The sequence below is a fragment of the Hansschlegelia zhihuaiae genome, assembly GCF_004103825.1.
GTDB lineage: Bacteria > Pseudomonadota > Alphaproteobacteria > Rhizobiales > Methylopilaceae > Methylopila > Methylopila zhihuaiae.
In genome coordinates this window covers 1-514 of record NZ_RYFI01000061.1, presented here as the reverse complement: position 1 = coordinate 514, position 514 = coordinate 1, and the positions used below count along the sequence as shown (strand labels likewise).

The 514-nt window shown below is 67.1% G+C and carries 1 protein-coding gene; it reads left to right on the top strand.

The annotated features are described in order from the left end of the window. On the top strand, positions 1-501 hold a 501-nt coding region (locus EK403_RS22065), incomplete at its 5' end, for an IS66 family transposase (protein ID WP_164919737.1). Positions 502-514 lie beyond the last annotated feature (13 nt).

Genomic DNA, 514 nt, shown 5'->3' with positions numbered 1-514 from the left:
GAGGCGCTCGCACGCATCGCCGAGCTCTACCGGATCGAGGGCGGCATCCACGGTCGATCCGCCGACGAACGGCGCGCCGAACGTCAAGCCCGCAGCCGCCCGCTGGTCGAGGCGCTGGACACTTGGTTCCGCGCCAGGCTTGCAGAGATCAGCCAGAAAAGCCGCTTCGCCGAGGCCATCCGCTATGCGCTGTCACGCTGGGAGGGCCTGACCTGCTTCCTCGACGACGGGCGCGTCGAGATCGACAGCAACTTCGTCGAGCGCTCCATCCGCCCGATCGCGCTCAATCGCAAGAACGCGCTCTTCGCCGGCTCCGACGGCGGCGCCGGACATTGGGCCGCCATCGCCTCGCTGATCGAAACTGCAAAGCTCAACAGCGTCGAGCCGCACGCCTACCTCACCGACGTCATGACCCGCATCGTCAACGGACATCCGCAAAGCCGCATCGGTGAGCTGCTGCCATGGGCCTACGCGCCCGCCGCACTCAAGGACGTGGCCTGAAGACGACGCTTAC